The 21,767-nt window shown below is 58.5% G+C and carries 19 protein-coding genes and 2 pseudogenes; 10 read left to right on the top strand and 11 right to left on the bottom strand.

Annotation, left to right across the window (positions count from 1 at the left end):
* Positions 1-63 precede the first annotated feature (63 nt).
* The 5 genes from FQ192_RS18540 to FQ192_RS18520 form a co-directional block, all read right to left on the bottom strand.
* Entirely contained in the window at positions 64-828 is a 765-nt protein-coding gene (locus FQ192_RS18540; RefSeq protein ID WP_149659864.1) for an ABC transporter ATP-binding protein, read from the bottom strand.
* A 19-nt stretch (positions 829-847) separates the two neighbouring features.
* Positions 848-1,960: a succinylglutamate desuccinylase/aspartoacylase family protein gene (locus FQ192_RS18535; protein WP_149659863.1), complete on the bottom strand. Its 1,113-nt coding sequence runs from the start codon at positions 1,958-1,960 to the stop codon at positions 848-850.
* Between the two features lie 9 nt (positions 1,961-1,969).
* A complete protein-coding gene (locus FQ192_RS18530) occupies positions 1,970-2,665 on the bottom strand; it encodes an ABC transporter permease (RefSeq protein ID WP_149659862.1) in 696 nt (231 codons plus the stop codon).
* A 16-nt stretch (positions 2,666-2,681) separates the two neighbouring features.
* Positions 2,682-3,371 (bottom strand): ABC transporter permease, encoded by a 690-nt coding sequence (locus FQ192_RS18525; RefSeq protein ID WP_149659861.1) that lies wholly within the window; start codon positions 3,369-3,371, stop codon positions 2,682-2,684.
* 78 nt (positions 3,372-3,449) lie between these two features.
* Positions 3,450-4,226 (bottom strand): ABC transporter substrate-binding protein, encoded by a 777-nt coding sequence (locus tag FQ192_RS18520; RefSeq protein WP_149659860.1) that lies wholly within the window; start codon positions 4,224-4,226, stop codon positions 3,450-3,452.
* Between the two features lie 415 nt (positions 4,227-4,641).
* Between FQ192_RS18520 and FQ192_RS18515 the strand changes: the two genes are divergently transcribed.
* Positions 4,642-5,682 carry an ABC transporter substrate-binding protein gene (locus FQ192_RS18515; RefSeq protein ID WP_149659859.1) on the top strand — a complete coding sequence of 347 codons (1,041 nt, stop codon included), beginning with the start codon at positions 4,642-4,644 and terminating at the stop codon, positions 5,680-5,682.
* 406 nt (positions 5,683-6,088) lie between these two features.
* Positions 6,089-10,861 (top strand): DUF3320 domain-containing protein, encoded by a 4,773-nt coding sequence (locus tag FQ192_RS18505; RefSeq protein WP_149659857.1) that lies wholly within the window; start codon positions 6,089-6,091, stop codon positions 10,859-10,861.
* A gap of 218 nt (positions 10,862-11,079) precedes the next feature.
* On the opposite strand, the gene FQ192_RS18500 is transcribed toward FQ192_RS18505, so the two are convergent.
* From FQ192_RS18500 to FQ192_RS18485, 4 genes are all read right to left on the bottom strand, one after another.
* On the bottom strand, positions 11,080-12,384 hold the full coding sequence (locus FQ192_RS18500) for an MFS transporter (RefSeq protein ID WP_256672315.1): 1,305 nt from the start codon (positions 12,382-12,384) through the stop codon (positions 11,080-11,082).
* Positions 12,385-12,567: 183 nt separating this feature from the next.
* Positions 12,568-13,428: a CAP domain-containing protein gene (locus FQ192_RS18495; protein ID WP_149659855.1), complete on the bottom strand. Its 861-nt coding sequence runs from the start codon at positions 13,426-13,428 to the stop codon at positions 12,568-12,570.
* A 188-nt stretch (positions 13,429-13,616) separates the two neighbouring features.
* Complete coding sequence (locus FQ192_RS18490; protein ID WP_149659854.1) at positions 13,617-14,753, bottom strand: NAD(P)/FAD-dependent oxidoreductase; 1,137 nt, start codon at positions 14,751-14,753, stop codon at positions 13,617-13,619.
* A 168-nt stretch (positions 14,754-14,921) separates the two neighbouring features.
* Entirely contained in the window at positions 14,922-15,194 is a 273-nt protein-coding gene (locus tag FQ192_RS18485) for a hypothetical protein (RefSeq protein WP_149659853.1), read from the bottom strand.
* Between the two features lie 546 nt (positions 15,195-15,740).
* Between FQ192_RS18485 and FQ192_RS18475 the strand changes: the two genes are divergently transcribed.
* The 6 genes and pseudogenes from FQ192_RS18475 (at position 15,741) to FQ192_RS18450 (ending at position 19,421) form a co-directional block, all read left to right on the top strand.
* On the top strand, positions 15,741-16,124 hold the full coding sequence (locus tag FQ192_RS18475; protein ID WP_149659852.1) for an Imm41 family immunity protein: 384 nt from the start codon (positions 15,741-15,743) through the stop codon (positions 16,122-16,124).
* 54 nt (positions 16,125-16,178) lie between these two features.
* Complete coding sequence (locus tag FQ192_RS18470; RefSeq protein WP_256672313.1) at positions 16,179-16,577, top strand: hypothetical protein; 399 nt, start codon at positions 16,179-16,181, stop codon at positions 16,575-16,577.
* An 80-nt stretch (positions 16,578-16,657) separates the two neighbouring features.
* A pseudogene (locus tag FQ192_RS18465) lies at positions 16,658-16,981 on the top strand (zinc-binding dehydrogenase); the annotation flags it as partial.
* Between the two features lie 41 nt (positions 16,982-17,022).
* Positions 17,023-17,346: an antibiotic biosynthesis monooxygenase gene (locus tag FQ192_RS18460; protein WP_149659850.1), complete on the top strand. Its 324-nt coding sequence runs from the start codon at positions 17,023-17,025 to the stop codon at positions 17,344-17,346.
* Between the two features lie 75 nt (positions 17,347-17,421).
* Positions 17,422-18,237, top strand: coding sequence for an AraC family transcriptional regulator (locus FQ192_RS18455; protein ID WP_149659849.1), 816 nt, complete (start codon positions 17,422-17,424; stop codon positions 18,235-18,237).
* A 113-nt stretch (positions 18,238-18,350) separates the two neighbouring features.
* A complete protein-coding gene (locus FQ192_RS18450) occupies positions 18,351-19,421 on the top strand; it encodes a low specificity L-threonine aldolase (protein ID WP_149659848.1) in 1,071 nt (356 codons plus the stop codon).
* A 160-nt stretch (positions 19,422-19,581) separates the two neighbouring features.
* Here the strand turns inward: FQ192_RS18450 and FQ192_RS34490 are convergent.
* Positions 19,582-19,662 (bottom strand): annotated as a pseudogene (locus FQ192_RS34490) (short-chain dehydrogenase); the annotation flags it as partial.
* A gap of 15 nt (positions 19,663-19,677) precedes the next feature.
* Between FQ192_RS34490 and FQ192_RS18440 the strand changes: the two are divergent.
* Both FQ192_RS18440 and FQ192_RS18435 read left to right on the top strand, forming a co-directional pair.
* Entirely contained in the window at positions 19,678-20,046 is a 369-nt protein-coding gene (locus FQ192_RS18440) for a hypothetical protein (RefSeq protein ID WP_149659847.1), read from the top strand.
* A gap of 278 nt (positions 20,047-20,324) precedes the next feature.
* Positions 20,325-20,681, top strand: coding sequence for a hypothetical protein (locus FQ192_RS18435; RefSeq protein WP_149659846.1), 357 nt, complete (start codon positions 20,325-20,327; stop codon positions 20,679-20,681).
* Between the two features lie 157 nt (positions 20,682-20,838).
* Here FQ192_RS18435 and FQ192_RS18430 read toward each other — a convergent pair whose 3' ends face one another.
* Positions 20,839-21,750, bottom strand: coding sequence for a hypothetical protein (locus tag FQ192_RS18430; protein ID WP_149659845.1), 912 nt, complete (start codon positions 21,748-21,750; stop codon positions 20,839-20,841).
* Between the last annotated feature and the right edge of the window lie 17 nt (positions 21,751-21,767).

Below are 21,767 nucleotides of genomic sequence, written 5' to 3'. Positions count from 1 at the left end.
TGAGGGCATAAGGTTGGCTGGAGTGTATCCGAAGCCAACCGTGGGTGTGCAGCGCCAGCGGGATTACTTCAAGCTCCCGGACAGAAACTGCTGCAGGCGTTCGGACTGTGGGTTGACCAGCACTTCGCGCGGGTCGCCACGCTCCTCGACCTGGCCTTTGTGCAGGAACACCAATTGGTTCGACACCTCGCGGGCGAAGCCCATTTCGTGGGTCACCACCACCATAGTCCGGCCTTCCAGCGCCAGGTCCTGCATGACTTTGAGCACTTCGCCCACCAGTTCCGGGTCGAGGGCCGAGGTCGGCTCGTCGAACAGCATCACTTCCGGTTCCATGGCCAGTGCCCTGGCAATCGCCACGCGCTGCTGCTCGCCGCCGGACATGTGCGCCGGCCACGCGTCCTTGCGATGGGCGACGCCGACTTTGTTCAGGTAATGCTCGGCCTTTTCCCGCGCTTCTTTCTTGCCCATCCCGAGCACATGCACCGGGGCTTCCATCACATTTTCCAGGGCGCTCATGTGCGACCACAGGTTGAAGTGCTGGAACACCATCGACAGCCGCGAACGCATGCGTTGCAACTGTTTCGGCTCGGCAGCCTTGAGCCCGCCGAGTGTGTTGCTGACCAGTTTCAGTGGCTCGCCGTTGAGCACGATGTTGCCGGCGTTGGGCTGTTCCAGCAGGTTGATGCAGCGCAGGAAGGTGCTTTTGCCGGAGCCGCTGGAGCCGATAATGCTAATCACGTCACCGGCCTTCGCTTCCAGGGAAACACCCTTGAGCACTTGGTGGGAGCCGTAGCTTTTGTGCAGGTTCTGGATTTCAAGTTTGTACATGCTGTTCACTCTTCTGGCATCAGTCGCTGAGCAAGCGACCCTGGCGAATAAGGCGGGTACCGGCAACTTTGGCCAGCCACAAACCGGGTTGGGCGAAACGCAGGCGTTCCCGGGCATAGAGGATGCCGTCGGTGCTGGCGCGCACGATGCTGTGGCGGTCGGTCAATGGATCGAGCACTTCAAACAATGGATCGCCGACCCGCACTCGCGCCCCCAGCGGTTGCAGAAAACTCACCACGCCGGGGTGCGGCGCGTAGGCGTATTGCGCGCCGGCAAACGGCGTGGCGTCACAGCAGAATAACGGCGCTTCGGGCCAGTCACCGCTGATCAGGCCTTGTTCGGCGAGGTAGCCGAGAATGGCTTCGGCGCTGTCGACGCAGGGCTCGCGCTCTGTGTCAGCCATGCCGCGCAATTCAATGGTGGTCGCCACGCACGCCAGTGGAATAGCGGCTTCGGGGAACAGCTCGGTCAAGCGCAGCCAAGGGAAGGCGCAGGCTTCATCGAAGGCACTGCCGCCGGCATCTTCGGCCAGCAGTGCGGCGCCGGCGCCGAGGCGAGCGGCCAATGAACGCAGGCGCGGCCAGTTTTGCGGCATGGCGTAAAGCAGCATGATCGACTCGAAATCGCAGTGCAGGTCCAGCACCACGTCGGCGTCACACGCGTGTTCCAGCAACAGGCGACGCAGGCCATCGAGTTCCGAGGTCGCGGGTGGCATGTCGGTAAGGACATCGCTCATGGCGCGGCGGATCAGCGTGGTGTTGAGGTCGGCGTCGTCGCCCAATTGACCTTGCACCAACGCTGCCACGGCTTCGGTCAGCTCCGGGAAGTCGCGGTTGAAATTCTTGCCGCTGTTGAATTCGAAGCGACCCTGATGCGTGGCCTGGAACATCTGGGCGATGCCGATCGGATTGGCCATCGGCACCAGTTCGATCACGCCGTTCAGCCGACCTTGTTCTTCCAGCAGCCGCAAGCGTCGCTTGAGTTCGACCGCCACGCGCATCCCCGGCAACTCATCGGCATGCAGGGACGCCTGGATGTACGCCTTGCGCGATCCGCTGCCAAAGCGAAACAGCGACAGGCGCCGTTCCGTGCCCGAAGCACTCCACGGCAACAAATATTCAATGTGTTCCATACACGCTCCTTAGTGCTTGCGCGGTGCCAGGTACGCCAGCCAGCGGCGCTCGGCCAGCTTGAACAGACGCACCAGAATGAAGGTCAGGGCCAGGTAGATCAGGCCGGCGGTGATGAACGCCTCGAACGGTAAATAGAACCGCGCACTGACCGTTCGCGCAGCGCCGGTGATGTCCACCAGCGTGACAATCGACGCCAGGCTGGTGGTTTGCAGCATCATCAAGACTTCGTTGCTGTACTGCGGCAGCGCCCGGCGCAGGGCCGAGGGCAGCAGGATTCGCCGGTACAAGGTGAAGCGCGACATACCCATGGCTTTCGCGGCTTCGATCTCGCCGTGGGCCGTGGACTTCAGGCTGCCGGCCAGCAGTTCGGCGCTGTAGGCACTGGTGTTGATCGCGAACGCCAGGCAAGCGCAAAAGGTCGCGCTGGACAGGTACGGCCAGAGCGCGCTTTCCCGCACGGCGGCGAACTGCGCCAGGCCGTAATAGATCAGGAACAATTGCACCAGCATCGGCGTGCCGCGAATCACGTAGGTGTAGAGCCACGCCGGGAAGCTGAGCAGCGGTGAGCGGGACACGCGCATCAGGGCCAGCGGGATCGCCAGCACCAGGCCGAACGCCAGGGAAATCAGCAGCACTTTGAGGGTCAACAAGGCGCCGTTGAAGTACAGCGGCAGGTTGTCCCAGATCAGGTTGTAGTCGAGCATTGAGGGCAGCTCCCGATCACAATTCGGCGGCTTTGATGCCGACCGAGTAGTGTTTTTCCAGATAGCGCAGCACCAGCAATGACACGCTGGTGAGCATCAGGTACAGCGCCGCCACCGCGAGGAAAAAGGTGAACGGCTCGTGGGTCGCATCCGCGGCGTTTTTGGCTTTGAACATCATGTCCTGCAACCCGATCACCGAAATCAGCGCGGTGGATTTGGTCAGCACCAACCAGTTGTTGGTGAACCCCGGGATGGCGAAGCGAATCATCTGCGGCACCAGGATTCGCCAGAACACTTGTGCGCCCGTCATGCCATACGCCGCGCCGGCTTCGGCCTGGCCTTTGGGGATCGCCATGAACGCGCCGCGAAAGGTTTCCGAGAGGTAGGCGCCGAAAATGAAGCCCATGGTGCAGACGCCGGCGATGAAGGGATTGATGTCGATGTAGTGGGTGTAACCCAGCGCAAGGGCGATGCGGTTCACCAGGTCCTGGCCGCCGTAGAAGATCAGCAGGATCAGCACCAGGTCCGGGATGCCGCGAATCAGCGTGGTGTAGCTTTCGCCGAGCATGGCCAGCCATTTCAGGGGCGACAGGCGAAAGGCTGCACCGATCAGGCCGAGGGCAATCGCCATGGCCATGGAGGTCAGGGCCAGGTTGATGGTCAGCCAGGCGCCATCGAGAATGCTCGATCCGTAGCCGTGAAGCATGATGAAGTCCTCAAAAAAACCGCGAGACAAACCGCTGCGCCGCGTGCCGGAGACGGGCGCCCGGGTGACAGGTAGGGGTTACTCGCCGTAGATATCGAACGCGAAGTACTTGGCCATGACTTGCTGGTACTTGCCGTTGGCGCGGATCGCGTCAATCGCGGTGTTGAGGCGTGCGGTGTTCACGCTGTCCCCCTTGCGCACCGCGATCCCGGCGCCGCGACCGAAGTATTTCGGGTCGTTGATGTCTGGCCCGACGAGGGCGAAACCTTTGCCCGCTGGCGTTTTGATAAAGCTCTCGTCGGTGTTGACAATGTCGGCAAGGGTGGCGTCGAGGCGACCCGAGGCGAGGTCGAGGAACGCTTCGTTTTGCGAGCCGTAGCGCACGACGCTGACCCCGGCTGTTTCCAGTTGCTCGGTGGCGAAGCGGTCATAGGTCGAAGAGCGTTGCACCCCGACTTTCTTGCCCTTGAGGTCCACCAGCGGATCGTTGATCACGTTGCCGGCCTTCATCGCGAACTTGCCCGGCGTGTGGTAGTACTTTTTGCTGAAGTCGACCGACTTCATCCGGTCTTCGGTGATCGACATCGACGACAGCACCGCGTCGATCTTGCGCACTTTGAGCGAAGGGATCATGCCGTCGAACTCCTGGATCACCCACTCGCACTTGACCTTCATTTCCTCGCACAGCGCGTTGCCGATGTCGTAGTCGAAACCACTGACGTTGCCTTCCGGCGTCTTGTAGGAGAAGGGCGGGTAAGCGGCTTCGATGCCGATGCGCAGGCTGTCTTCATCGGCGTGGGCCAGGAAGCTCGCGGCGCAGAGGGTCAGGGCGCCTAGAAGTGCTGTCTTGTTCATATTGTTGACTCCTTGGGGTTGTTTTTGTGTGGCTATAAATGACACGTAATATTTCATTAATCAATACACTGAAAATAAACATATCAAAACGAGGCGCAAAAAAATCCCGGATTTGCGCAGGACTTGAAGGTGGGAAGCGTGTCGCAGAGCGCTTTGAGCGGGACGAATACCGTCAGTCGGATCCGCTGCTAGAGAGCTTTTTTATCGCTCCCAAGCATATTTTTAATAATTTTCCTCTGTAGAGGGATGTCGCACTATCGAGCCACACCCTGCGTGGTTCGGCGTTCCCGGATGGAAGCCGTTGCTCATAACGATGTCGGTCCCAGGAGGCCAGCACGATGGAACTGTTATTGGTCTCTGGCCAGCACTGCCCGGCTTTACCCTAATTTTAAAAAAACAGCTGCGGGAGCGTTCCATGTCTTTAACCTTACGTACGTGCATCCCTTTTTCCCTGGCCCTGTTGTGCACTGGTGCATTCGCCACGCCGCAGGATTTGACCGTCATTTCCTTTGGCGGCGTCACCAAGCAGGCCCAGGACAAAGCCTACTTCCAACCTTTCAACGCCAGCGGTGCCGGACGCATCGTCGCCGGCGAATACAACGGCGAGCTGTCGAAGATCAAGGCCATGGTCGATGTCGGCCACACCAGTTGGGACGTGGTTGAAGTCGAAAGCCCGGAACTGTTGCGCGGCTGCGATGCCGGTTTGTTCGAGAAACTGGACGCCGCCAGTTTTGGCGACCAGAGCCAGTACGTGCCGGGGACCTTTACCGAGTGCGGCGTGGCCACCTACGTGTGGTCGATGGTCATGGCGTACGATCAGAACAAACTGACCAAGACCCCGAGCTCCTGGGCGGACTTCTGGAACGTCAACGACTTCCCGGGCAAGCGCGGGCTGCGCAAAGGCGCCAAGTACACCCTGGAAATCGCGTTGCTGGCCGATGGCGTCGCGCCTGATCAACTCTACAAAGTCCTGAACACCCCCGAAGGCGTGAGCCGCGCCTTTGCCAAGCTCGACAAGATCAAGTCGAACATCCAGTGGTGGGAGGCCGGCGCCCAACCGGCGCAGTGGTTGATTGCCGGTGACGTGGTCATGAGCGCCGCCTACAACGGCCGCATCGCCTCGGCGCAGAAAGAAGGCATGAACCTGAGCATCGTCTGGCCGCAAAGCCTCTACGACCCGGAATACTGGGCCGTGGTCAAAGGCACGCCAAACAAGGCCCTGGCCGAGCGCTTCATCGCCTTCGCCAGCCAGCCCCAGACCCAGAAAGTGTTCTCGGAAAACATCCCCTACGGCCCGGTCCACCGCCAGGCTTTGGCCCTGCTACCGCCGCAAGTGCAACAGCAACTGCCAACCGCCGACGCCAACATGGCCAAGGCCCGGGCAGTGGATGCGGAGTTCTGGGTGGACCATGGTGAGGAGCTGGAAGAGCGGTTTAATGCGTGGGCTGCGCGTTGAGTCCGTTCAAAAATAGAACAAACAATGAATAACCTGTGGCGAGGGAGCTTGCTCCCGCTGGACTGCGCAGCAGTCCCTCTTTGGGGGTCGCTTCGCAACCCAGCGGGAGCAAGCTCCCTCGCCGCAGGTTTGGTGTCATGCCCGGCTGGCTGGTACCTGTCCTGCCTGTGCCGCGTCGAATCCGCTTTTTTGAGACGTGTGGTCCGTCATCAATATCAAAGCAACCCTTCATATCCTCGAAGCTATGCCAACAGCATCTATAGTCTTAACGGAAATTAATGTTTACAGACGCCATTAGTTCGTTGTGATAGCGATGATCGTCGTTCATGATCCAATGCTCCGCCGTTGAGTGATGGCCATCTGGCCTCATCGTTTCCAGCCTCGACCACGTTTCAAGAGAGTCTCCATGAGTTCAGGGATTAGTCAAAAGCTGCAGGGTAGCCGCAAGGAACTGCTTGATATCGGCCTTCGCAACACCATGTTGAATTTCCGCGCGTCAGCCAGGACGTTGGCGGTGGTGGATGAGCTGTCCGAATCGGTGTTCAACCTGCTCTATCGGCAGGAAAAGGCTATGACTTTTTCGCCGAAGGCGCGCCAAAGGATGGTGACTTTGGCGAGGTTCGAGCTGCCAGACGAAGACGACGCTCAGGACGCTGCGACTGATGAGTTGCTATTGGATGAGCTCGACAGTTCGGGTGAGTCGTATGCTGTCGACAATGAGGTAGACGAGGCGGGTCGAGCGCGGCGGCATACAGACACGCGGTTGCAGACCGTTCTGGAGGAGGAGCGGCTTTTTCTGCAATTGCTCAGGATTCATTCTGAGGCGCGTGCCTTCATCGAGGAGCAAGGGGTCAACACGCTGTTTCTGGCGCTGGGTTTCTTACATTGGTATGAAGCCGATAGCTCGGAGAATTTGCGCAAGGCTCCTTTGATGCTGTTGCCTGTGACTCTTGAGCGTGGCGGTGCAAAGGACGCCTTTAAACTGAAGTACTCTGGCGACGAGTTGATGCCGAACTTGTCATTAATCGCCAAGCTCAAGACCGATTTTGGTCTCGACCTCGCGGCTTGTGACTTCAATGAAGATCGCTTCGAAACTACAGAAGGTAGCCTCGACGGTTTTTATGCTGAAGTGGCGGATCTGGTTAGTAAGCAACCCCGCTGGAAAGTGTCAGTAAACGAGGCAGCCCTCGGTTTCTTCTCCTTTGGCAAGTTTTTGATGTTCAAGGATCTGGACCCGAAGAGTTGGCCGCAGGATCAGCAACCGGATGTACACCCGGTAATCAATCGACTACTGGGCTCTGGCTTTGGTGATCAGCGACCTGCCTATGCCGAGGATGTGAACATCGATTCGGTGCTCCAGCCAGGAGAGGTGCGATTCGTCAAAGATGCAGACAGTAGCCAGACTGAAGCGATTCTCGAAGTGCGCGAGGGCGCCAACCTGGTTATTCAGGGACCACCTGGCACCGGTAAGTCGCAGACCATCACTAACATCATCGCGGAACTGATTGCCCAGAAAAAAACCGTATTGTTCGTGGCCGAAAAAATGGCCGCTCTGGAAGTAGTTAAACGTCGTCTCGACGAATGCCACTTAGGCGATGCGGTACTTGAATTACACAGCCACAAATCCACCAAAACCTCGGTGCTCAAGGAGCTGGGTCGAACACTTGATCAGGGTCGCCCGCTGACTAAGGTGGGTGAGGACGACCTGGCCAATCTGGCGCAGTTACAAGGTAATTTGAACCAGTATTGCGCCGCGGTTAGTGCGCGTGTAGGTGCCAGTGGCCAGGATTTTGTCGAGGTGCTGGGTCATTACCTCGCACTCAAGCGAAACTACGGCGTATTGCCAACGATTGCGTTCGCGCCGATGGCGTCATGGACTCAAACGGATCAGCAAAAGCGCCGCGATTTAGTTGTAGAACTGACACTTCACCTCAAGGAGATGGGTCGTCCAGACCTGAACCCATTCTGGGGTAGCAAGCGAACTTATTTTTCTCCTATTGAACAGAACAGCGCTAATGACGCATTGCAACAAGCAAGTGCACATCTAGCGGCACTAGACGCAGCCGCCAAGGCGCTTTCGTCACGACTGATGCTGACCCAGCCTGCGACCCTCGCCGACGTTGCTGTTATCTGCCGCGCCGCAAGGCGTGCGGCCGAAGCACCCCGTTTACAAGGTGTAGAGCTGAGTACCGGTGACTGGCAGCTGCGCCGCGATGCCATTCGCGAATTACTCGATGCAGGTCAGCGCATGAGCACCTGCAAGGCTAGCCATGGCGGTCAATTGATCGAGGCCGCATGGGAGCAGGATTTGTTGGAGGTTCGCCAGAATCTGCTGGCTTACGGTGACAAGTGGTGGAAGGTGTTTTCGGGGCGCTATCGCGGGGCCAAAGCTCGCTTGCAAGGGCTTGCACAGGGTGCGTTGCCCGCTAGTAATGCCGAACAACTCCTTTTGGTCGATTCGGTTCTGACCTATCAACAAAGCCAGAAGGTCTACGACCAACACGAGGGCCTGGGCAGCGCCCTTTTCGGTGCTCAATGGCAGCGCCAGCAGTCCGACTGGGCAGTGCTCGAGCGCGTCAGTGCCTGGGTTGTCCAGTTGTACGAAGACCTCGGTAATGGTCATGTTCCACAAGGGATCATCGCGTTCCTCGCCGGGCACACGGACGCCAGTGGGCTTGGGGATACGGTGAGTGACATCGAGGAGCATCTCGCTGGTCTCACCGAGTCATTGCAACGAGGCCTGGAAGTCATCGGTATGCAGGATGACACCGCGCAGACACTGCAAAGCCTGGATCTTTCTGCCTTGGGCGCGCGCTTGCAGTTGTGGCAGTCCAGCCTCAACGCGCTGTACCAGCTGGCTCGCCTCAATGTACTGTCGGGCGAGATGCACCAGGCCCAATTGGACGAGTTATTGAACATCGCCCTACGCAGCGAAAACCCCGATCAGATACCCGCGATTCTCGACTTTTCCTGGTATTCGGGGCTTGTGCAGAAGGCCTACGCCGAAAAGCCACCGTTACAACAATTTGATCGCATCAAGCACGAACACCAGATTGCCAGGTTCAAGGCACTTGATACCGCTTCATTGAATCACGCTCAAACGTATCTCGCGCGTCAGGTATGGGAGGACATGCCTAACGTGAATCAGCCGGGTGAAATGGCAATCTTGCGCGCGGAGCTGAATAAGAAGCGTCGGCACATTCCGATTCGCCAATTGATCGACAAGGCTGGGCGGGCCATTCAGCAAATCAAACCCGTGTTCATGATGAGCCCTATGTCCATCGCCAACTTTCTTCCTCCGGGCAAGCTGGCATTCGACGTCGTAGTGTTCGACGAAGCCTCTCAAGTGAAAGCCGTCGACGCATTCGGCGCAATTTTACGAGGCAAACAAGTGGTGGTAGTGGGTGATACCCGGCAAATGCCACCTAGCGATTTGTTTAGCCGGGACATCGCACCTGATGACGAAAATGACGTCACTGCCGACATCGAAAGTATCCTCAGCATGTTTAAGGCGGCGGGTAGTCAGGAACGCTATCTGCGCTGGCACTATCGCAGCCGGCACGAATCACTTATCGCGGTCTCCAACGTGGAGTTCTATGAAAGCAAGTTGGTGGTCTTTCCCTCGGCAGGCCAGCATATCCACGCCAAAGGTGTGAGCTTCGATTATCTACCGCAGGCACTGTATGACCGTGGCCGCACACGGACCAACAAGGATGAAGCCAAAGCGGTTGCTCAGGCGGTGATGAAACATGCACTGGAAACACCGGAGCTTTCGTTGGGCGTGGCGGCATTCAGCGTACCGCAGCGTGACCTGATTAACGTTGAAGTTGAGTTGTTGCGGCGCAAGACACCCCAAGCCGAAGTGTTTTTCACCGCACAGGGAAGCGAGCCATTTTTTGTAAAAAACCTGGAAAACATTCAGGGGGATGAGCGTGATGTGATCTTCATCAGCATTGGTTATGGCCGCAATGAATCCGGTCGTATCGCTCGTGAGTTCGGCCCACTCAATAAAGATGGAGGGCATCGCCGGCTCAACGTGTTGATTACGCGGGCCAAATTGGCGATGCGCGTGTTTTGTAACTTCCGTGGCGATGAGTTGGAGATTGATACCACCGCCAAACACGGCGTACGTGCCTTGAAAAACTTCCTGAAGTACGCAGAAACAGGCGAACTGGAAGTCGCCATGGAAACCGGAAAGCCTACTGACTCACCTTTTGAGGATGAAGTGATCCGTTCCTTGCGCGATCTGGGCTATCAAGTCGAGCCTCAGGTCGGAACTGCGGGGTACTTCATCGATCTGGCCGTGAAAGACCCCGAGTTCCCGGGCCGATATGTGCTGGCTGTCGAATGCGACGGCGCGGCCTATCACAGCTCGCGCTCGGCCCGTGATCGCGACCGCCTGCGTCAAGGTGTGCTTGAAGGGTTGGGTTGGAACTTCCATCGAATCTGGAGCACCGATTGGTTCCGCAATCCTCAGCAAGAAATTATTCGCACCGTGGCAGCCATTGACGCGGCCCGAGAGCGCATAGCAAATCGTCGAGATGCGTCCTCGGTCAAAGAAGTGTTGATCGAGCCTCTACATGAAATTCTGCGTGATGAAACCGTTTCCGAAGTCGATCCGGTCGCTAGCCTGCCTTATAAAAAGGCTCGGCTTGCTGCGGTTACTAACCAAGTGGAATTGCATCAGCACCAACCCGAACATCTACTGCAGTTGATACGCACAGTGGTCGATATTGAATCTCCGGTGCATTCAGTTGAAGTCACCCGACGTCTCATGGAGGCTTTCGGAGTGACAAGGCAGGGCGCGAGAATTACTGCCGCCGTGGAGAACGCAATTGGTTTGGGTGTTAGGCAAAGGCACTTCTCGCGCCGGGGTGAATTTCTGCACCCGGTGGACAATCGCCCAGTTGTCATCCGTAGCCGGGCCCATTGGGAGTCCGCCGAACGCAAACTTGAGTGGGTGGCGCCGGAAGAACTTGATCAGGCCTTAATAGAAATCATCATCTCGGGTTTTTCCATGAGTCCAGACGACGCGATATCTGGTGCGCTGAGACTTCTCGGCTTCGGCCGCGCTACGGCTAAAGTAACTGCGCTGCTGGAAGAAAGAGTCGATCAACTGACAAGTAGCAGACGGTTGGAGCTGCGAGAAGGTCGATTGATGGTTACAAGTTCCAGTTGATGGTGAAGCGGTTGCGATCAGAGGGCGAGTTGCGAAGAGGGTAATTGTTGATTCGCAGAGAGTGGGGATTGCCCACTCTGCGCAGCGGACCTCGCTATTCCAAGCACAGAGGGGACTGCTGCGCAGTCCAACGGGGGCAAGCCCCCTCGCCACAGCAAGCCCCCTCGCCACAAAAGCCGATCGCCACAGGGGTGAGTGTCAGCCCTTGAACCTGTGGTTTAGCGCGCTACCAACCGCAACCCGCTCGCCACACTCCCCACCGCCGCAAACCCAGCCCCGATACTCAACGCCAGCACCGGCCCGTGAGTTCCCGATATCCCGAAACTCAACGCCACCAACGCCGCGCCGGTTGCCTGGCCAATCAGCCGGGCCATGGCGATGGTGCCGCTGGCACCGCTGGCGCGTTCCCGGGGGGCGCTGGTCATCAGGGCTTTTTGGTTGGGGGCCTGGAAGAAGCCGAAACCGATGCCGCAGATGATCATGCGAATCACGATCCCGGCGGCGCTGGGGTCGCTTGGCAGCAAGGCGAAGGAGACCATGCCGGCGCTGAGGATGGCCAGGCCGATGCCGCCGAGCAGGCCGGGCGGATAGGTGTCGGACAGGCGCCCGACCATCGGTGCGATGAGGGCCACCACGATGGACCACGGGGTCATCAGGAAACCGGTCTGGATCGGGTCGCGTCCCAGGGTGGTTTCGAAGAAGAACGGCAGCGAGACGAACGCCAAGCCTTGGGTAGCAAATGAACAGAACGCGGTCAGTGCCGATAAGGCAAACATCGGGCGCTTGAGCAGGTCCAGCGGGAACATCGGCGTCGGATGCCCGGCCTCGCGGCGCAACATCAACGCCCCGGCGATCAGGAACACCGCCAGGGCGATCACCACGCTGCTCACCGAGCCCAACTGCGCTGCCTGGCTGAGGGAGAAGATCAGCGCACCGAACGCAATGACGTTGAGCACCGCGGTCAGCCGGTCAAACACCACGGCTCTGGGCTTACTGGTCGGCAAGGAGCTCCAGGCGAAGGCGAGGGCAAATAAACCGAGGGGCAGGTTGATCGCAAACAGCCACGGCCAATTGGCCACCGACAGCACCAGAGAGGCGATGGTCGGGCCGGCGGCGAAGCAGGTGCCGACCACCAGCGCGTTCAAGCCCAGACCGCGACCGAGGCGTTCCGGGGGGAAGATCAAGCCGATCAACGCGGCGTTGACGCTCATGATCGCGCTGGCCCCGACACCCTGGAGCACCCGCGCCACGGTCAGGGTCGGCAGCGACCACGCCAGCGCACACAATCCCGACGCCACCACAAACAGAATGATCCCGCTGAGGAACACCTTGCGATGGCCGATGATCCCGCCGAGTGCGGCAAACGGCAGCAGCGTGGCCACGGCCGCCAGTTGATAGGCATTGATGATCCACACCGACGCGGCAGGGGAGGCCTGCAAATCCGCGGCAATGGTCGGCAGCGCGGTGTTGGCGATGGCGGTGTCGAGCACCGCGAGGGCAATCGACACCAGAATCGCCAACAGCCCACGGCGTTCACGGGGGGAGAGTTGGCCGGGGACGGCGGCGGGTAGATTCGCGGCGGGCTGAGTCATCAGTTTCGACTGGCCATGACTGAAAGACGGATCATGCTGATTCCCCATGTGCAGGCGACGCGCAAGGCCCTCACTCTACCTAAATCTTTTGCGGTTCTGTAGACGCTTGGCGACTCACTTCGCCCCGAACAGCATCGTCCAGTACACGCCTTCATCGCTGCGCGCATCCGTGGCAAACGCGGCGCCGACCTGGGTGAACATCGGGTTCATTAGATTGGCGCAGTGCCCGGGACTGGCCAGCCAACCGGCCATCGCCTTGCTCGGCGAACCCTGACCGGCGGCGATGTTTTCGCCGATCTGCCGGCCACGATAGCCCGCCGCCCTGGCCCGGTCCGCCGGCATTTCACCGTCGGGGTCCTGGTGCGCGAAATAATTGCCGTAGGCCATGGCCTTGCTGTGGCCTTGCGCGGCGGCGCCCAACGCGGCGTTCCAACTCAGCGGCCGGGCGGCGGCGAAACGCTGGCGACCGCACAGGCGCGGCCGTGCCCGGGCGGCGTTGACCTCGGCCAGCAGCGTCTTGCTCGCCGCTCGACTGTCGCCTATACGGCTGTCGAGCAACGGCCGCGCCAGCACCACTTGCCATTCGCTACGGGCGCGGCTGATGCCGATGTCGGCGTACTGCGCATCGAGCAGCGCCCCGCAGTAGTTGCTCTGCAACATGTCGAAAGCGTCCTCGGCATCTCGTGCGCCGACCAGGCGAATAGTGCGCATCGTCACCGCTTGATAGCCGTTCTGCTTCAACCCCTCACGCAACGCGCCGCCATAACCGATGGGCAACGCCAGGTTCGACTTCAGCGCCAACGGCGTCAACGCCTGGGTCGGGCGCACTGAGCAGCGGCGGGGGTGGGCACGGTAGTCGTTGATGTCCGACACCAGTTGCCGTTCCTCACTGGCGTGGGCGGGCGTGGCAAACAGGGAAAACAAAGGAACGAGGCAGAGCGAAACAACGCGAAAGGACACGAGGGCTTGGCGCATGGGGCGAACGGCTCGGATGAAAGACGACCATGGGGCTGAGGCTGCGCTGGCCTAGCGGGTGGGCGAGCGCATTTCAGGGCAGGTCTAAGACTGCGGTTTTTAAATCTGGTTCATGATGGCCATTGCGTGTTTCACGACGGCTTCGCAGCCGGACGCAGGCTTCGCCAGCCGCTACAGGGTGAAAACAATCATTGGCGCGGCAAGTATTGAGTGAACAAATCAACCAGACCCTGTGGCGCGGTCTCGTTGAAAAACAACTTCAGGTTCTTGTCCGTTTCCGCCGCCGTCTCTGCGCTGCGAGGGAACAGTTCCTGTTCATAGGCCAGCAGCGCGGCTTCGACGTTTCCTGGGTTGGCGACAATCGCTTCTGCGAGCAACGCGCCGTCGTACAAGGCAAGGTTGGCGCCTTCGCCAGCAAACGGCGACATCAGGTGCGCGGCGTCGCCAAGCAGGGTCACGCCGGGGACGCGCTTCCATTGATGGCCGACCGGCAGCGCATGGATCGGGCGCAGCACGGGGGGCGTATCGGAATCGGTGATGAGCGCGGTCAGCGCCGGCGCCCAGCCATCGAATTCCTCGGCGAGCAGGGCCATGGCTGCGTCGGGATCGGAGAGGTCGAGACGGGCAAACCAGTCTTCCGGCCTGTTCAACGCCACGTAGGTTTGCAAGGTACCGTTCGCATGACGGTGGGCCAGGATGCCCTGGTTCGGCACCACCGCCATCAGCGTGCCGTCGCCGATCACCTCGGCGCTGGCCGGATGGCGACGGTTGGCGTCGAACAGGAAAGTCTCGACAAAGGACAGGCCGGCGTAGGCCGGTTTCACATCGGTCAGCAGGGGACGAACCCTTGACCAGGCGCCGTCGGCACCCACCAGCAGCTCAGTGGTCACGGTCGAGCCGTTGGCGAAGGTCAGCCCATGCCGACCACCGCCGAGCGCGGCCACCGTAGTGAGCTTGTGTCCCCAGCGAATCGTCTCGGCCGGCAGCGACTCAAGCAGAATCCTGCGCAGCTCGCCGCGCTCCACCTCAGGCCGACCACCGTTGTCCGGGCTGGGCCAGTCCAGCAGAACATTGCCGTGTTTGTCGCAAATCCGCTTGGCGTCAGCGCCTTCAATAATGATGCCCAGAAACTGTTCGAACAGACCCGCCGCCTTCAGTGCGAGCTGCCCGTTGTATTCGTGAATATCGAGCAGCCCACCTTGGGCGCGGGCGTCTGCCGAGGGTTCCGCCTCGTAGATCGCCGCCGCGATCCCGTGCACATGCAGAACCCGCGCGAGGGCCAGGCCGCCCAGCCCTGCACCGATGATCGCGATTGGAGTGTTCATCCGAAAACCTGTGTGATTGAAGTCTGCGGTGACTATCTACCACAGGCAGGCGCTGGGGTTGTAGTGCGCGTCAATCCACATCACCGATTGACCCAGCGGCTGGTTTGTTGGGGAGTCATTCCCTGTAGCTAACTGACCATGGTTTTGAGGGCTGGGAAACCCGAGCGGCTAAGCTTTTCTTCGGCGACCCAATAATGCCAATAAGCCAATCAACTGGATCGCGCCCACGCCCATCGCCACTTTCTGCGCCACCGGGCCCAGGTTGCTCAGCCATTGGATCAAAAACACCAAACCTACTACGCAGAAGGGGAGCATGCACAGGATGAAAAGCACGTTGATCAGTTTTCGATGGCGTTGGGTCCATGTGGATTGGCCTTCCTTTGGCGCTGAGGTATCCATGAGGGATAACGCGTTCAGGAGGGCTACGAGAAATTCAGGCATGACTTCCCTTTGAGGTGATGTTTTGGGCCGCGTGGAGGCTGAGCACCGGTTCAGTCATTCTAGAAGCTAACCCAACACATGGACGCGAGACGGGAAATGAAGCTAATCGCTGCGCAAATCCTCGCTGTACCGGGCGAAGTTGAAAAAAACATCGCCAGACACATTGATGTCATCCACTTGGTTGCAAGCCAAACTGTATAGGCGCCGCCGACAACTATGTAGCAGCGGGTCGGTCTGCCATCTGGAACAGTGACGGTGAAATTGTTTGCGGCGCTGACGCCTTTCAAGAGGCATTAGTTGCGTACGACCTACAGACTGGAGAAGCGGGTATTTTCAGCTTGGCTTGAACGTCTGCTTATGATTGCCGCCTTTTCTAGAACGGCCGGCTGCTTCGGGGTGTTTGCGGCCCGTTGTGGCAGGCAGAAAACGGCCAGGAGTAGCCGGTCGATCCAGTCACCTTTCAAGGGTAGCGGGATTATGCAATCTATTGTTTGAGAGTGAGCCACTCGATAGGCTATCGACCTATTTTCATCGGGAATCTCGTACATGGATGCACATTCGGTCATCGCCAGAAATTTCGTTGGGTGCGAAGCGTTCGAGGACGCGTCGTTCATTGGACGATTGCACGAAGCAGAAATTTGGGATTACGACGAATACTGGTTACTGGAGTGGGCGTTGTACCAACTTGCAACAGAAGCAAGCTTCAGCCTAACGCTCTTTCAGCGGGTGTTTGAAATATTCAGCTATAGCTTTCTGCTGTTCGGATGCCACTTCGATCGCAAGGATGGCTTCAAGATCCGCAACCTCAAAAGAAACCAGATTTACGATTTGCGTGAAAGATTCAAGATGGTTTTCGAAGGCTTCTTCGCTGGAAAAATGCCGAAACCGACTCGCTTTGACGAAGCCAATCCGTGGCTCTTGGAGCATTAATGTGCTGCCTGTACGGGGATTGATAGCGGCTAACGTCTGAGGGGCAACATGCAAATGGACCGGCTGTTGAAGAAGCGGCAACTGAATGTGCAGGAACAGAATGCTGTAACTGCCCATCGCCTGATGAAAACCGCAAGTTTCTGGCGTGATGCCGGTGTTCCCGATGCCTTGGCACGTTTTGGCAAGAGCCAAGGCATTAATTGGTCAGAAACCGTCGTACTTGAGCTTGAGATCGACTTTCCCGGAATGCCACGCCTTTATGGCTTGATGCTCAATCAAGCGGAACGGTTCATCGCATTTCAAATTGATACGGACATTGGTCATCAACATGTTGAATGTGTGAACCAATGGGAGGACGTGTCCGCTCATCAGAACTATACGGTCTCACAGCGAGGCACTGGCAAAGGCTTTGCGGTGATTGCTTTACAGGTCAGGTGTGAAGTTCTTGCGTAGCGACAGGCGCAGATTGTCATGCAAAGGATTTGAAAGTTATGCGTCCCTGATTGTTAACAGCTGGGCTGGCTACAGGCAGTTCCATCGGCGGCAACACCTTGTCACGCAGCCCCGACGTGCTCGCACAACTGGGCCGCGTGGTCACGATCGTGGACATTGCACAGCCACAAAACGTCGTTCAGGCCTGGGGCAAGAACGCGAGTTATCACTTCGTTTTCACCAGACAGAACCGCGGCAAGCTTGATGAGCTGAGCGCACTGGTAGAGCGCGGTCAGCTGCGGCCCCACGTTGGCGCTGTCTATTCGCTTGCCGACCTTGCGCTCGCCCATGCCCGGTTGGAGAGTCCCAACAACGGCATTCAAGGAAAAATCGTGATTGCAGTCGAGCCATCGCTCATTTCGTAAGTGCGTGCTTTTAACCGCTTAAGTCATATCAGAGGAACGCCATGATTTACGAGATCGCTTTACTCCCCGTGCACAAAGAACGCATTGAAATGTTTAGATGTGCATTTGCCGAGGTCGCTCCTTTGCTCACCCGCGCAAAGGGTTACGGCGGACACTTGCTCGCGCAAGGGATCGAATCCCCCCATGTATTCAACCTGATCGTGCACTGGGCTTCTCTCGAGGACCACACGCCGGGTTTCGAAGAGAGTGAAGACCATCGGCTGTTCATGATGGGCCTGGAGGAATACTTTTCGGAAGAACCGAGGGTCTACCATGTTGATGGGGCAGATTCAGGGTTGCCATCCTTCGCCACAGCCAAAACCTGACACCCTGTAGATCTATATCCCGCGCGGATCTAGAATTTATTGGCCTTCCTCGCCGCCGATCCCGGTACCGGTCCCATGACTGAACACGCCAGTTACCATCACGTTCCCGAAGTGCCCGGCCTGGTGCTGGGCTCGGCGCGCCTGACGGATGCCGGTTTCGATCGCCATTACCACCTCGACTTCCACGTCGGCTTCGTGACCGAAGGCATCCAGCGTCATCGATCCAAAGGCGAGTCGTTTCTGTTGGGGCCGGGCAATATTGCCCTGATGCCGCCGGGCGAAATCCACGATGGCGTGGCCGAGGGCGGCGGCGCCTACACGCTCAAGACATTCCGCCTGTCCCAGGCGCTGGTCGCGAGCCTCACCGAGGACATCAGCGGTCGGCCCCAGCACCTGGAGTTGGCCGGCATGTTGCTCGAAAACACCGGGCTTGTCGGCAACCTGCGCGGCTTGCACGAGGTCATGCAACAGGCCATCGGACCTGGCGGTCTGGCGGTGCAGACGCAATGGCTCACCCTCGTTGAAGGCCTGTTGCGTCACTCACGGGTGATCATGCCCGAGGCGATTTCAGGCTCACTCTCGCCCCTGCAATGGTCACGCCTCAGGGACTATTGTTTCAGTCACATCGATCAGCGAATCACGCTCGATGACCTCGCCGGGCTTTGCGCACTGGGCCGGTTTCCGTTCCTCAAACAGTTCAAACGAACCATCGGCATGACGCCGCACGCCTGGCTGCTGCGTCTGCGTCTTGAACAGGCCTGTGGCCTGCTGTCGCGCAGCGAACTGCCAATCATCGATGTTGCCCAAGCCGTCGGGTTTTACGATCAAAGTCATTTCAACCGTGCTTTTCGACACGCATTCGGCGTCGCGCCTTCTCGCTACAGGAATTGAGTGTCGGCCTTTCGCGGGCCGTCAATTTTTTACAAGCCAGGGCACCGGTCCTCTCCCTAGGATGCGCAAAACCGGGCGGATTTTCTTCGCCCGTGCAGCCCGAGGACAGAAAGATGAACGGTGAATCAAGCAGACCGCCCGCACTGGGTTTTGCCAGCGACAACATCGCGGGAGCTTCGCCAGAAGTGGCGCAGGCCATGATCCGACACAGCACTGGCCAGGCGAGTGCGTACGGCACGGACGAACTGTCCCGGCAGGTCACGCTCAAACTCAGCGAGATATTCGAGCGTGAGGTGGACGTCTTTCTCGTCCCCACCGGCACCGCCGCCAACAGCCTCTGCCTGAGCGCAATGACACCGCCCTGGGGCAACATCTATTGCCATCCGGCCAGCCATATCAACAACGATGAGTGCGGCGCCCCCGCGTTCTTTTCCGACGGCGCAAAGCTGATGACCGTCGACGGCCCATCGGCCAAGCTGGATATCGCCCGCCTGCGCGAACGCACACGGGAAAAGGTCGGCGACGTGCACACCACCCAACCGGCGTGCGTCAGCATTACCCAGGCCACGGAAGTCGGTAGCCTCTACAACCTGGACGAAATCGGCGCCATCGGTGAGGTGTGCAAAGCAAACGCCCTGGGGTTTCACATGGACGGTTCCCGATTCGCCAACGCGCTGGTTTCCCTCGGGTGCTCTCCAGCGCAAATGACGTGGAAAGCCGGGGTGGATGCGTTGTCGTTCGGCGCCACCAAGAATGGTGCGCTGGCCGCCGAAGCCATCGTCCTGTTCAACCCCGCACTGGCCACCGAGATGAGCTATCGCCGCAAGCGCTCGGGCCATCTGCTGTCCAAGATGCGTTTTCTGTCGGCGCAGATCGATGCGTACCTGACCGACGACCTGTGGCTGCGCAACGCACGCCAGGCCAACGACGCCGCCCAGCGCCTGGCACGTGGGCTTGCGGGGCTCAGAGGCGTTGAAGTCTTGGGCGACACCGAGGCCAACATCCTGTTCTGCAAGCTGGATTCGGCCATCATCGACGCCCTGCTAAAGGCCGGGTTCGGGTTCTACCATGATCGCTGGGGGCCGAACATCGTGCGCTTTGTCACCTCGTTCGCGACCACTGCCGAGGATGTTGATCATCTGTTGAGTCAGGTCAGGGGAGTGGTTGATATGCTGCGTGCATAAGGCATTGACTGGTAATCGGTGATTGCCACACAAAAAGATCGCAGCCTTCGGCAGCTACATTGAAATGCGCACTCCCTGTAGATACCGAAGGCTGCGATCTTTTGATCTTGATCCTGTGGCGAGGGAGCAACCCCCCTCGCATAAAAAGCAGTGCTAGACGCTACTCCGACGGCATCGCCCGCAACTGTCGCCCCAATACATCTAACACATCACAGCCATCGCGCAATGGGATGGCGCAGAGTCAAAAGGAGTCGTCATGTTGGAGGTCGCCATTGATCGAGATAGCGTTCATGCGGGAGATGATCTGGAAAGCCATGCGACGTCGATCACACTCGATTCATCAGCCACGCTGCGTGCCTTGATCGAGGTGATACAAGATGCGGGCTACTTACCTGGCATCAGTGGAGGCAAGGCTACTTGGATTATTTGTTCGTCTGACAAACCAATAGGTGTTTTAGCGCAGCAATGGCCAGAACCTAAATTGACCGTGCCGCCAGAGAGCATCGTGGATCAATATTTCGCAAATACCGAACCTCGCCTTCTATTCAAATATTGGTGCCAGGCAGATCCAGACCAGGTCTTTTCGCATATCAAGTCCGGAAAAGAGCCACCATCACGATTTTAGGATTGGTGGTGGGCATCTCTGTTGATCAATGCAGTTCAGATAACCGCTAAGGTTTGTTTTCGGCCCGTTGCGACAGGCAGAAAACGGCCAGGAGCAGTTATTCATCCAGGTACCGTTTTCGGCCAAAAGCTGACGTCACCCAAGCCGCTTCCACCAAAATCGGACGGTCAGTCTGGGTGGCCGCCCTAACAAATGGATATATGATCTGCCTACTAAATGAGAGCTGATTCAGGCCTATGCTTCTTCAACAACCACCTGTATGAAAAGAGCACAGCACGATGATAAATGATTCAGATTTAGCCGAAATGATTCCTTCCGCGCTAACAGGTGTAACTGTCGGGATCGGTTCGCAGATCCTGCTTTTTGGCGATATGGCTAGCGTGTTAATTCAGTGCCCTTTCGCTTGTGATATCAATAGGGTATGCAAGTGGGGGCATGGTGAAGATGCTGCCACAAGCCCTTTACTTTTCGACTTTCTAAACCACGATGTAGAAGCTTTTTCCATTGATAGTTTTGGGGTTTTCACCATCACCTTCAGTACGCAAATGATCTTGAAAATCCATCCTCAGAAAAATGGATTGGAGTCTTATGTTGTGAGTACGCGGCGCGATATATTTCCCATCTTGGTGTGGTAGCCAGAAGAACGCGATGGCTATACGACGCGAGCCCCGGCCTCCGCTCTGACTCTGGTTGCTGACACCTCTGGGTCGATTGCTGCCTATCGTGACAAGCAGCTTTTGGCCGATTACCGCCCATCACAAAGCCCGCAATCCCACAACCAACCCCACATCACTAAACCACCGTCGGCGCGCGCAACTCCGGCTGTGGCCCGACACTGGCCTGCGCCTTGTCCACCAAACGCTGCACCCACCCGGCATCCTGGTCATTCACCACGGCGTAGCGATCCGGCGGAAAAAACGTCCAGTGATGAGCCACCTCGACAAGGCGCTTGAGCTCTTCGGCGGACATCCAATACGGCGTGTCGATCAGGGGTAGCGGTGCGCCGCTGAAGCGCCGGCCGAGGGGGAGGTTGGTGCCGGGGGCGAAGGCGATCGCCAATTGCTGGCCGGGTTGCATGTGATTGTCCGGCGGGGGCATTTTCCCGACCTGTGCGTAGCTGAAGTCGCCCGGATATTGGTCCTTGAGCACCAGCCAGTGGCCCGCCGTGGTCTTGGCCAGGAGCCATTGCGCCACGCCGCTGTCTTGCACGCTTTCAAGCTTGCCGTTGCTCCAGCGCATGATGGCGTTGCAGTCCGGATCATAGTCGTTGGACCAGAGGCTGAAACCGGATATCAACGTATGCCGCTCAAGCTCGACCAGCCCTTGATCCGGCATGGATAGCCAGTAGCGTTTGGTCGGGTCGTGGGTGTCGCGCAGGAAGTTGCGTAACCCCCAGGCAACCATGAACAGCAGCGTCGCGAGCGCGAGCCAGCCAAAGGACGCGCCGACGATCCGGTCGATATCCAGGTCGGAGGCGAATAACGTTCGATAGAGCAACAGGCCCACTACAAACGCGATACCCGGCAAAACCGGACCCAAGCACAGCGGCGGCACTATCACGGTGATCCAGCTGAAGCGGTGCATGGACGCGTGCTGCTGCGCCCAGGCTAGCTCCTGAGCGAGCATCGGCGCCTGTTCGCGTGGGGCAATGGCGGCGTCAGGTGTCTGAAAGCGCATGTACCGGGTATAGAAGTCATCTTTCATGGATCAATTCATGCTCT

The organism is Pseudomonas sp. ANT_J12 (genome assembly GCF_008370045.1).
In the GTDB taxonomy this organism is placed as follows: Bacteria; Pseudomonadota; Gammaproteobacteria; order Pseudomonadales; family Pseudomonadaceae; genus Aquipseudomonas.
This window is presented reverse-complemented; position numbering and strand designations above follow the sequence as displayed.

Bases quoted from the DNA above. Each gene is read 5' to 3' on its own strand.
- FQ192_RS18540 (WP_149659864.1), bottom strand. From the start codon at position 828: ATGTACAAACTTGAAATCCAGAACCTGCACAAAAGCTACGGCTCCCAC.
- FQ192_RS18535 (WP_149659863.1), bottom strand. From the start codon at position 1,960: ATGGAACACATTGAATATTTGTTGCCGTGGAGTGCTTCGGGCACGGAA.
- FQ192_RS18530 (WP_149659862.1), bottom strand. From the start codon at position 2,665: ATGCTCGACTACAACCTGATCTGGGACAACCTGCCGCTGTACTTCAAC.
- FQ192_RS18525 (WP_149659861.1), bottom strand. From the start codon at position 3,371: ATGCTTCACGGCTACGGATCGAGCATTCTCGATGGCGCCTGGCTGACC.
- FQ192_RS18520 (WP_149659860.1), bottom strand. From the start codon at position 4,226: ATGAACAAGACAGCACTTCTAGGCGCCCTGACCCTCTGCGCCGCGAGC.
- FQ192_RS18515 (WP_149659859.1), top strand. From the start codon at position 4,642: ATGTCTTTAACCTTACGTACGTGCATCCCTTTTTCCCTGGCCCTGTTG.
- FQ192_RS18505 (WP_149659857.1), top strand. From the start codon at position 6,089: ATGAGTTCAGGGATTAGTCAAAAGCTGCAGGGTAGCCGCAAGGAACTG.
- FQ192_RS18495 (WP_149659855.1), bottom strand. From the start codon at position 13,428: ATGCGCCAAGCCCTCGTGTCCTTTCGCGTTGTTTCGCTCTGCCTCGTT.
- FQ192_RS18490 (WP_149659854.1), bottom strand. From the start codon at position 14,753: ATGAACACTCCAATCGCGATCATCGGTGCAGGGCTGGGCGGCCTGGCC.
- FQ192_RS18485 (WP_149659853.1), bottom strand. From the start codon at position 15,194: ATGCCTGAATTTCTCGTAGCCCTCCTGAACGCGTTATCCCTCATGGAT.
- FQ192_RS18475 (WP_149659852.1), top strand. From the start codon at position 15,741: ATGGATGCACATTCGGTCATCGCCAGAAATTTCGTTGGGTGCGAAGCG.
- FQ192_RS18470 (WP_256672313.1), top strand. From the start codon at position 16,179: ATGGACCGGCTGTTGAAGAAGCGGCAACTGAATGTGCAGGAACAGAAT.
- FQ192_RS18460 (WP_149659850.1), top strand. From the start codon at position 17,023: ATGATTTACGAGATCGCTTTACTCCCCGTGCACAAAGAACGCATTGAA.
- FQ192_RS18455 (WP_149659849.1), top strand. From the start codon at position 17,422: ATGACTGAACACGCCAGTTACCATCACGTTCCCGAAGTGCCCGGCCTG.
- FQ192_RS18450 (WP_149659848.1), top strand. From the start codon at position 18,351: ATGAACGGTGAATCAAGCAGACCGCCCGCACTGGGTTTTGCCAGCGAC.
- FQ192_RS18440 (WP_149659847.1), top strand. From the start codon at position 19,678: ATGTTGGAGGTCGCCATTGATCGAGATAGCGTTCATGCGGGAGATGAT.
- FQ192_RS18435 (WP_149659846.1), top strand. From the start codon at position 20,325: ATGATAAATGATTCAGATTTAGCCGAAATGATTCCTTCCGCGCTAACA.
- FQ192_RS18430 (WP_149659845.1), bottom strand. From the start codon at position 21,750: ATGAAAGATGACTTCTATACCCGGTACATGCGCTTTCAGACACCTGAC.